The sequence below is a fragment of the Secundilactobacillus oryzae JCM 18671 genome, from assembly GCF_000740055.1.
In the GTDB taxonomy this organism is placed as follows: Bacteria; Bacillota; Bacilli; order Lactobacillales; family Lactobacillaceae; genus Secundilactobacillus; species Secundilactobacillus oryzae.
The window spans coordinates 1-10,407 of record NZ_BBJM01000044.1 but is presented as its reverse complement, the minus strand read 5'-3'; the positions used below and the strand labels follow the sequence as shown (position 1 = coordinate 10,407).

Sequence of the window (10,407 nt, the reverse complement as noted above, 5' to 3'; positions counted from 1 at the left end):
ATGGCATGACCCCGAAAGAATTTCGGAATCATGCCATTCTAAAAACTGCATAGCTATTTTAATTATTTGAACTGTCTACTTGACTCGGAGCAGTCCCGGGGCTCCGTTTTTTGTGTTGGGAAATGAAGCGTTTACGCCTGAAATTGGGAATGTCAACGCCTACGTTCTTATTGTTTTTAAACCAGATGGCGAAAGAAAACTAGTCTTGTTTTTCTTTCGGTTTAATACTGTCTTCCCAATTCATACACGAGTTCTGGTTCATTTCCCGTCCGCTGGTTCTTGTTCAGTAGGTCAATCATGCCCATCTCGTCCTCAGCGAGTTCGAAGTCGAAGATGTCAATGTTCTCTTTGATTCGTTCCGGTGTTTTGGACTTGGGGATGATGGCGACACCCTGCTGAATTTGCCATCTTAAAATGACTTGGGCGATGGTCTTGTCGTGATGGGCCGCAATCTTCTTGATCATCGGGTTATCCAGCACGACGCCACGGCCCAGTGGGCTCCAAGCTTGGGTCACGATGTTTTCTTGCTTGTCGTATTTAACCAATGGCTGATTAGTCAGATAAGGGTGACGTTCGACTTGGTTAACAGCTGGCATTTCCTTAGCCTGGGTTGCCAAGAATTGTAGGTGAATCTGTTGGTAATTGGAAACACCGATTGATTTCACTTTGCCATCTTGTTTGAGTTTTTCAAGTGCGCGCCAGGTGTCGAAAAATTCGGATTGAATTGGCCAGTGAACCAGCATCAAGTCGATGTAATCGCTCTTTAGTCGTTTCAGGGAGTCCTCAACACCAGCGATGGTCAAATCATATCCCTGACTGAATTCAGCCACCTTGGATGTAATGAAGACCTCGTCACGAGGAATCTGAAGATTGACGAGTGATTGGCCCAAAAAATCTTCGTTTCGATAAAATTGGGCGGTATCAAATAGCCGGTAACCTGCCTCGTAAGCTGTTTTAATGGTAAGATCCATGGTTTCTTGATCACTCAGCAAATAGGTTCCAAAGCCAACTAGTGGCATCTTGTTACCGTCTCTAAGCGTGAGTGTTTTTTCAATTTCTGTCATGCCGTTACCTCCGTTAGTCAATAGCACTATTATAACATTGAAAGCGCATTACTAAAGTTCCAAATTTTTCATAAAGATGGTCAAAAATGGTGCGCGGTACCACTAATATTGAGTATCATAATGGTAATAAATATATGAGGTGAACCAGATGACTGATGCGAAAATGCAAGCTGCCACACCATTAGAGCACGGATTAACCACCGAAGCAGTTCGGCGGGCAGTTCAATCTGGTCAAAAAAATGAGCCGACTAAACCACTGACCAAATCCGTTCAAGAGATTATTAGTGGTAACTTTTTAACCCTTTTTAACTTAATTAACGTTATCCTAGGGGTTCTCATTGCTTACACGGGCAGCTATAAGAATCTGCTTTTCCTAGGCATCGCCATTGCCAACACTGCCATTGGAACCTTCCAGGAAATCCGTTCTAAGCGTCAGATTGATAAAATGGCAATCTTATCTGAGGGGGAAGTTACGGTTCGCCGAAATGGCGAATTGCTTCATCTGAAGCGAGAAGATCTGGTTTTAGGTGATTTAATGGTACTTGCGATGGGCGACCAGCTCCCATTGGACGGCGTGATTCGAGAGACGAAGGGTGTCGAGTTGGATGAATCGCTGATCACGGGGGAACCTAATCCAATAAGCAAGTCCGTCGATGACCCAGTAACCTCGGGGAGCTTTATCGTCAGTGGTCAAGCCATTGTCCAAGTGACCGCCATTGGTTCTCAAAGCTATGTCCATCAACTTACTGAGGCAGTCCCGACGGAGAAAGCCCGACATGATAGTGTTCTTTTAAATATTATTAACCGGATTATTAAAATTTTGACGATTGTCATTATCCCGCTCGGCGTTATTTTATTTACGTCCAAGCTGATGATTCATGGCAGTGACCTTAATCAGGCTATTTTAGGAACATCAGCTGCCATGATTGGGATGATTCCAGAAGGTCTAGTCCTCTTGACCTCCGTAGCTTTGGCGGTATCGGCCCGTAAATTAGCCAATCGCAATGTTTTAGTGCGAGAGTTACCAGCTATTGAAACGCTAGCGCGGGTGGATACGCTGTGTTTGGATAAAACTGGAACAATCACCAGCGGTAATCTAGTGGTTAACCGAATTTTGCCATTGGGCGGACAAGCTGTAGGCCAATTACAGGTCCAATTGAGTAACTTGACTGATGGCATTTATGATCATAACGCAACTGCCGAAGCACTACGCCGTTTTTTACCAGCTGCTACAGTCCCCGCAAAAAAAATCGTGCCATTTTCTTCCGCTCGTAAATGGAGTGGGGCCCAAATTCAAGATACTAATTATGCCTTTGGTGCACCGGAATTCATGCTCAAATCGGTTCCGAAATCCTTGCAACGCCAAATCGAAACCTATTCTCAGGAAGGTTATCGGGTGCTATGTTTTGCGGAAACGAGTGAACTTGAGACAACTGGTCTAGGTGAGGTCAAACCGTTAGCTTTAATTTTAATTACGGATGAATTACGGGAAAACGCCCAAAATACTTTCGAATTCTTTCAAAATCAAGATGTTGCCTTGAAGGTCATCTCGGGTGACAACCCAGTCACGGTCAGTAACATCGCCCAAAATGCGGGAATTGCGCATGCTGACCAATTTGTTGATATGAGTCAAACAGGTGAGCAGCCGGATTATGCCCAATTGGTTTCGCGGTACACAGTGTTCGGTCGAGTTAAGCCTGACCAAAAGCAACAGCTTGTAGCAGCTTGGCAGGAACAAGGGCACAAGGTGGCGATGACCGGGGATGGCGTGAATGACATCTTGGCGCTACGTCAAGCGGATTGCGGGATTGCAATGGCAAGTGGTAGTGAAGCCGCTAAGAGTATTTCTGATTTCGTGCTGATTCATTCGAACTTTGATGCGATGGTGGCGGTGCTGAACGAGGGCCGTCGGGTCATTAACAATATAGAGCAGGTTGCGTCGTTATACCTCATTAAAACAATGTATTCCGTTGTCCTTAGCCTAATTTTCATCTTCTTGGAAAGTGGCTATCCGTTCCAGCCAATCCAACTGACACCGATTAACTCACTGATGGTGGGGATTCCATCCTTCGTTCTGGCGCTGGAACCCAATTATGCCCGCATTACCGATAAATTTATGAAACAAGTGATGGAGGTGGCAGTGCCCGCAGCCATTTGTGTCGTTGGCTACATCTCGCTTATTTTTGTGGTGGGGGGTCGATTTTTTGGGTTACCGTATGCAGAAACGTCCACCCTTAGCGTTATCTTGACGGGGGCCGTTTGTTGGACCGCTTTATTGGCAGTGTCGAAGCCACTCAATCGTTTAAAAGTGCTGTTACTTGGCACGATGGGCGCTGCCTTCATCTTTGCCGTTATTTTCTTGAGTCCACTCTTCTCGCTTGTGTCGCTGTTCAACTGGGGCTTGGCGAGTCTGTATATTCCGCTGTTGATTAGCGTTTACCCAGTTTACTTCCTCATTCAAGAAAGTTTGGGCAAACGGGTTTTCAGCCGAATTAAGTGGCGTTCTTCTAACTAATTCGATGGATAACCTAGTTTACAAAACTAGATAATCTGTTATGATGAAGGTAACAAGTGAGGAGTGATTTGAGTGAACGACTACGAAAAATACCAACAGTGGGAATCCCGGATTCGCCAAGTTCAATTGCCACATTGGTCAGAGTTACCGAAGTTTGACTTGTATATGGATCAGGTCTTGGCCTATTTGAATGGTACGTTAGGCGCGCTCGGATTAGAGACACTGACGGCAGCGATGGTAAATAACTACGTGAAGAAGAAGGTCATCATTGCACCGGTCAAGAAGAAGTATCAGACGATGCACTTGGTGGACCTCATCATGATTAGTTTATTGAAGCCGATGTTTTCAATGGAAACGATTCGATCGGGGATGAACCAGGTTACAGCCGGTGATTTTCCGAAGCAGGCGTACGATAATTTCATTGATACGCTGAATGATGGGTTAGCTCATTTGGGTGAAGATCGCAAGGAACCTCACACCAGCACCTTGAATCAAAAATTGATGCAGGTAGCGGTTGATGCGGTCATTGATAGTATTCAAGCACAACAATTACTTAAACTCATTCAACGACCAATTCGCCAAATCGATAAGGTCAAATAATTTTTTTTAAATGTAATATTTGGTACAGGAGGAATCAGCTTTCGAGTTGATCCTCTTTTTTTGTGCAAAAACACGACTACGTTAAAACATTCACATAACGACAAAGAAATCGATTTCATAAAATATACTTCACAATAAATTACTGTAAACCCTTGATAGTAAAGGGATGGTGATTTTGGATGAATTCATAAAAAAGTCGAAACAAAACTATTTACATTTTTAAAATCCGTGATAGTATAGAGAATGTGAAAAAGATAACAAGTATTTGAGAGATAATTTGGAGGTTATTGGTAATGTTAAAAGAAATCAAAAAAACAACAACTAAAATTGACCAAAACGAATCCGTAGATCAAATGATCGACCGCCTCACAAGTAAAGCTCATGACGCACTTTGTGCCATGGACGACTTTACCCAAGAACAAGTTGACCACATCGTGCACCAAATGGCGATGGCAGGTCTTGATAACCATATGAAGCTCGCCAAAATTGCCTATGAAGAAACTGGCCGTGGTGTTATTGAAGATAAAGCAATCAAAAATATTTTTGCAACTGAAGAAATTTGGAACAGTATTAAAAACGACCGTACCGTTGGTATCATCAACGATGACCGCGAACGCCAATTAATCACAGTTGCTGAACCACTGGGAATCCTCGCCGGTGTTACACCCGTTACGAACCCAACTTCAACAACCCTATTTAAATCATTAATCGCCGTTAAGACTCGGAACCCAATTATCTTTGCTTTCCACCCACAAGCTCAAAAATCTTCAGTGGAAGCCGCTAAGGTTGTTGCACAAGCTGCCATTGCAGCTGGTGCTCCAGAAGGCGTTATCCAATGGATCGACAAGCCAAGCATTGAAGCTACTTCAGCCTTGATGAACCACCCAATGGTTGCTTCTGTTTTAGCAACTGGTGGTCCTGGTATGGTTAAGTCAGCTTACTCAACTGGTAAGCCAGCCTTGGGTGTTGGCCCAGGTAACGGTCCTGCTTACGTTGAAAAGACAGCTAAAATCAAGCGTGCCGTAAACGACATCGTCCTTTCCAAGACATTCGATAACGGTATGGTTTGTGCCTCAGAAAACAGTGCCATCATTGATGCTGACATCTACAAAGATGTTAAGGCTGAAATGGAGGATCGCAAAGTTTTCTTCATTAAAAAGGCGGATCACCAAAAATTAGCTGACGCTATGTTTGATCCAAAGCGTGGTGGCGTTAAGGGCCCAATCGCCGGAATGTCAGCTGTTAAGATTGCTGAACTTGCCGGAATTGACGTTCCTGAAGACACTAAAGTCTTGGCCGCTGAAATTACTAAAGTGGGTCCTGAAGACTGGTTATCAGCTGAAAAGCTTTCACCTGTTTTGTCAGTTTACAAGTCTAAAGATCACAAGGATGCTTTCAGATTAGCTAACGACTTACTTCACTTTGGTGGATTAGGCCACACCGCTTCAATTCATACTGAAGATGACGATTTAGCTACTGAATTCGGTATCAAGATGAAAGCTAGTCGTGTCCTTGTTAACACACCATCTGCTATTGGTGGAATTGGTAACATCTACAACGAAATGATTCCTTCATTAACATTAGGAACTGGTTCATGGGGTAAGAACTCTGTATCTCATAACGTTTCATCATTTGATTTATTGAACATCAAGACTATCGCAAAGAGGCGTAATAACATGCAATGGGTTAAGTTACCTCGAGTTTACTTCGAAAAGACATCTGTCCGTTACTTAAACTCAATGCCTGGCATTCAAAAGGTCTTCATCGTTGCCTCACCATCCATGATTGAACATGGTTATGTGGACAAGGTACTTGGCGAATTGAAGCGTCGTCCTAACGAAATCGAATACTCACTCTTTGCTGTTAGAGAATCAGACCCAACTACTGATACTGTAAACAAGGGTACCGAACAAATGCGGACATTCCAACCTGACACAATCATCGCACTTGGTGGTGGTTCACCAATGGATGCTGCTAAGGGAATGTGGTTATTCTACGAGCATCCAGATGCAAGTTTCTTCGGTGCTAAGCAAAAGTTCTTGGATATCCGGAAGCGAACTTACGAACTCGAAAAGCCAAACAAGGCACAATTCATCGCTATCCCAACAACTTCAGGTACTGGTTCAGAAGTGACACCATTTGCCGTTATTACGGATGCGAAGACTCACGTGAAGTACCCACTGGCTGATTATGCGTTGACACCAGACGTTGCCATCGTGGACTCACAATTCGTTCAAACTGTACCAAAGGGCACCGTTGCTTACTCTGGTTTGGATACTCTGTCACACGCCATCGAATCATTCGTTGCTAACATGGCGTCAGACTACACACGTCCATTGTCACTCCAAGCGATTAAGTTAGTGATGGAAAACCTCACTGATTCATACAACGGTGACGCAACTGCCCGCGAAAAGATGCACAATGCCGCTACCTTAGCTGGTATGGCCTTTGCGAACGCCTTCTTGGGTGTTAACCACTCAATTGCCCACAAACTCGGTGGTGAGTTTGGTTTACCTCATGGTCTTGCTATCATGATCACGATGCCACACGTTATTCGTTACAACTTCAAGGAACCTAAGAAGTTGACGATGTGGCCTAAGTACGAGTACTTCCGTGCTGATGAAGACTACGCTGAAATCGCTCGTTACCTCGGTTTGAAGGGGAATACTAAAGAAGAGCTTATGGAAGCCTTGGTACAAAAGGTTATTGATTTAGCTCATTCAGTTGGTGTTACCTTGAGCTTGAAGGCAAACGGCGTGGACAAAGCACACTTTGAAAGTGCTGTTGATCACTTGGCTGAATTGGCTTACGAAGATCAATGTACAACTGCTAACCCTAAGGAACCCCTCATTTCAGAATTAAAGCAAATTATGATTGATGAATATGATGGTAAGGGTGTTGAAAAGTAATAACCAAATAAAAATGGAATTGAAATTCTTTGCGAATTTCAATTCCATTTTTTTATTTAGTTCGATTTCTTGATAGGTCACGACGGAACACGGACCAAATTTGCTGCATTTCCGTTTTAAAGGGGGTCGAATTCCAACCAGAAGTGGTCGTCATGCTGTTGAGCACCCCGATGAACCGGATGATGGCACAGATAAAATTGTAGAGGGGCATGATCAGAATGACCCACCATTGTTTACGATAAAAGTGATGTTCCTCGGGAAACTTTTTTAGTAGTTGAAGGACACATAGATAGTTGAAAAAACTGACCAAAATGTAGAGTAGGTAGATGATTATGTAGGACATCCCCATCATAATCGGTGAGTATCGAAAAAAGAGTAGCGCGATACTAGCGCAAAGCCAAATCATTCGTGGAAATAGGAAGGTGTGATCTTTCAGCAGGCGACGGACCATGAAATTTTTGTAAAATCCCCGCACGCCAAGATTGTGTGAGTACTGATGGACCACTTCGACTTCCCCCCGTTGCCAGCGTTGTCGCTGTGTATAGAGCTCTCCCAGATTGCTGATCGGTTCGATGTAGAAAATGGCATCCGCACAAAGCCCGACGCGACCCTGCATTCGGTCACGAATTTGGAAAGTCATGTCAGTATCTTCACCAATAGAATCAATGTCGTATAAAAATGAGGTTAGTACCGCTTCTTTTCGAAAGGCGGAGAAAGCCTCCGACATGGTGAATAACCGGTTGTTATGGGATTCCATGACACGCCCAGAAAGAAAGGCCTGACCATATTCGAAGTACTCATTATATTGCAGCAGATGGCCACGTTCTTTGAGTGGCTGCTTTTGCGTCAAAATGGTTCCAGTAAGTGCGGTCATTTCGGGGTCATTTTCGAATTGGAGAATCATGTTCGTTAATGCGTGAGGTTCCAACACACCGTCACTATCAATGTTGATGATATAGGTACCAACCGCAGCGTAAAGCGCCTCGTTTAATGCTTGGGCCTTACCCTTTGCGGTATGAATGATGGATAAATGAAGGTCCTTAAACTGATTTTGTGCCTCAGCAAAGATGTTAAAACTATTATCCGTACTTTGATTATCCGCCACGATGACCTGAAGTGAATCCTTGGGGTAGGTAGATTTGGAAATCGAATCTAAACACGCAAACAGGGTATCCTCAGAATTGTAAACGGGGACCAATACCGAAATCATTGGCATTTTATCAGGAAATGCCTGGGGTTTAGGATGCGCATTATGGATAATGATGCGAATACTGGAAATTAGGGACGGAATAATTTCCGCTAAAATTGGGATTAATGCCCAAGTGAGCCAAAAGCCCATTTTAAAAAGGGTTAAATCTAGCCAGTAACTCATGAGGTTTCGCCTCTTTTCAATTTCGTTCGTAAACGTCCTATATTCCTGGCGAAGGTGTCATACAAACTATACGAAATCTGCGAGAAAGTAAAGACGTTATAGTAAAGGGCAATGACCAGAACGTAAAAGACCATCCGGCCGATGATTGAATGGGCCAGGAAGAAGACTCCACCGCCCATGAAATGGACCATGACAATTACGATTGCGAGGCGTAAGACATTAGCGGCGTAAATCCAGAATAAGCCTACCAAGCCAAAGAAAACTCGCTCGCGGCGATTAAAAATTGGGAAAAAGGTCATCAAGCTGAGAAAGGCCATGGTTTCAATAATGCCGGAACATTCATAATCAATGCTCATGGTCAAAGGAGCGGTAGGATTGTTGATGCTAACCAGCCCATAGCGATTCATAATGGAGACCATTCCGGTCAAATCACCAATCCAGCGTACACCATTGATGACGGCGTGCGTAAAGAACCAAACCCAGTAAGGATCACTCAAGCCGATGAGAATAAAAAAGAGCCCTGCCGAGCCAAAAATAAAATAGAAGGCTGGGACTTGAGCTCGTTTCAAAACGGAAAGTAAGTAGAGCCAAACAATAAAGCCAAGAATTAAATACACATTCATCGGGTCGTTACCCCCGTTTCTTTCTGATGCTAGAGAATTTCCAAACGCTACCGACGGCAATAACGAAGCCAATACCGACTAAAATGATTGCTCCAGTGTTTCCACCGGCTGCTTCGACTGAACCGGACCAAAGATTGTTGTTTGACATGGCAATAGTTTGACCACTTGTATCAGATACACCGGATAATGCGTTGATTGGAATAGTACACTCAAGTACATAACCACTGCCATCAACTTTGGATCCATCACCCATTTCTTGTTCGATGACTTGTCTTCCAACGTATGCCTGGTTGGAAAGGCTGACATTGGAACCATCTGCACCATAAATGTTCATCGCCACGGCTTGTTTCTGACCGACTTCGAGAGTTACGGTACTGTAGTTATTGAAAGTCAGATAATATCGTTTGCCACCAACGGTTAATTCGTAACCAGTGGCTAGGAAATTAGTGAATCCACCTTGTAGTTTGGGACTCATTAGTAAGTAAAAATAGACATTTTGATCGTCAGTCAATAAAGTAGATTGTAAAATTAATCCGAACGCTGTTCGGACAAAAAAGATCAGCTTCCTTTAAAATGGTGTTTACCACAAACCCATCTTTTAGGAGCTGATCTTTTGTCTAGTATAACCTATTCCGAACGAATTAAAATCGAAACCTTTTGTGAACTAGGGCTGTCCAATATCCAAATGGGCGTTCGGCTGAACCGATCACCGTCAACAATTTCTTATGAATTATCTCGATGTCAACCTTATCAGGCTGAATTAGCACAAACAGATGCCGAATACAAGCGATCACGATGTGGTCGGAAAACTAAGCTGAGCGATGAGTTAAAGCAAACAATTCTCAACCATTTACATCTAAGCTGGTCACCAGGAATGATTGCTCACGAATTCTAGCTACTAAATCTATTTATAATTGGCTAAATCAGGGGAGAATTGGTTTCTCCTTGAATGATCTACCTGAACATGGCGTACGCCAACAGCGTAACGTTGACCAACGATCCAAATATAATCAATCTTTGGGGCGATCGATTGAACAGCGTCCCATGATGATTAATCAACGTAATCGCATCGGTGATTTTGAACTAGATACCGTCGTTGGCCCTCGTGGGCATAGTAAGGCAGTTTTATTAACTTTAATCGATCGCAAATCACGGTTCCTTTGGGCATATCGGTTAAAGGACCGAACGACAGCGAGTGTTAATGAAGCACTGACTAAGTTCCTAATAACTTTTAATGGACCGGTGCACAGTTTTACTGTGGACCGTGGTACTGAGTTTAGTGGGCTAGTATCATTTGAATCACAATATGGTATTAAGACCTATT

7 protein-coding genes and 1 pseudogene are annotated in these 10,407 nt (G+C 43.5%); 4 read left to right on the top strand and 4 right to left on the bottom strand.

What is annotated here, in order from left to right; all coding sequences use genetic code 11:
- Positions 1 to 221 precede the first annotated feature (221 nt).
- Complete coding sequence (locus LOSG293_RS08945; RefSeq protein ID WP_034529515.1) at positions 222 to 1,064, bottom strand: aldo/keto reductase; 843 nt, start codon at positions 1,062 to 1,064, stop codon at positions 222 to 224.
- 148 nt (positions 1,065 to 1,212) lie between these two features.
- On the opposite strand from LOSG293_RS08945, the gene LOSG293_RS08940 reads away from it, so the two are divergent.
- From LOSG293_RS08940 to adhE, 3 genes are all read left to right on the top strand, one after another.
- Positions 1,213 to 3,579, top strand: a complete 2,367-nt coding sequence (locus tag LOSG293_RS08940; RefSeq protein ID WP_034529512.1) for an HAD-IC family P-type ATPase — start codon at positions 1,213 to 1,215, stop codon at positions 3,577 to 3,579.
- Positions 3,580 to 3,651: 72 nt separating this feature from the next.
- Entirely contained in the window at positions 3,652 to 4,179 is a 528-nt protein-coding gene (locus LOSG293_RS08935) for a DUF1836 domain-containing protein (protein WP_034529509.1), read from the top strand.
- Between the two features lie 293 nt (positions 4,180 to 4,472).
- On the top strand, positions 4,473 to 7,088 hold the full coding sequence (adhE, locus tag LOSG293_RS08930) for a bifunctional acetaldehyde-CoA/alcohol dehydrogenase (RefSeq protein WP_034529506.1): 2,616 nt from the start codon (positions 4,473 to 4,475) through the stop codon (positions 7,086 to 7,088).
- A 52-nt stretch (positions 7,089 to 7,140) separates the two neighbouring features.
- On the opposite strand, the gene LOSG293_RS08925 is transcribed toward adhE, so the two are convergent.
- The 3 genes from LOSG293_RS08925 to LOSG293_RS08915 are packed head-to-tail and all read right to left on the bottom strand — an operon-like array spanning position 7,141 to position 9,594.
- A complete protein-coding gene (locus tag LOSG293_RS08925; protein WP_034529503.1) occupies positions 7,141 to 8,460 on the bottom strand; it encodes a TIGR03111 family XrtG-associated glycosyltransferase in 1,320 nt (439 codons plus the stop codon).
- Positions 8,457 to 9,083: an exosortase family protein XrtG gene (gene xrtG / locus LOSG293_RS08920; RefSeq protein ID WP_034529501.1), complete on the bottom strand. Its 627-nt coding sequence runs from the start codon at positions 9,081 to 9,083 to the stop codon at positions 8,457 to 8,459. Before xrtG ends, LOSG293_RS08925 begins: the two co-directional genes overlap by 4 nt.
- 7 nt (positions 9,084 to 9,090) lie before the next feature.
- A complete protein-coding gene (locus LOSG293_RS08915) occupies positions 9,091 to 9,594 on the bottom strand; it encodes a Firmicu-CTERM sorting domain-containing protein (protein WP_051907279.1) in 504 nt (167 codons plus the stop codon).
- A 102-nt stretch (positions 9,595 to 9,696) separates the two neighbouring features.
- Between LOSG293_RS08915 and LOSG293_RS08905 the strand changes: the two are divergent.
- Positions 9,697 to 10,407, top strand: a pseudogene (locus LOSG293_RS08905) (IS30 family transposase); the annotation flags it as partial.

Coding starts and splice junctions, on each gene's coding strand:
- LOSG293_RS08945 (WP_034529515.1), bottom strand. CDS start 1,064: ATGACAGAAATTGAAAAAACACTCACGCTTAGAGACGGTAACAAGATG.
- LOSG293_RS08940 (WP_034529512.1), top strand. CDS start 1,213: ATGACTGATGCGAAAATGCAAGCTGCCACACCATTAGAGCACGGATTA.
- adhE (WP_034529506.1), top strand. CDS start 4,473: ATGTTAAAAGAAATCAAAAAAACAACAACTAAAATTGACCAAAACGAA.
- LOSG293_RS08925 (WP_034529503.1), bottom strand. CDS start 8,460: ATGAGTTACTGGCTAGATTTAACCCTTTTTAAAATGGGCTTTTGGCTC.
- xrtG (WP_034529501.1), bottom strand. CDS start 9,083: ATGAATGTGTATTTAATTCTTGGCTTTATTGTTTGGCTCTACTTACTT.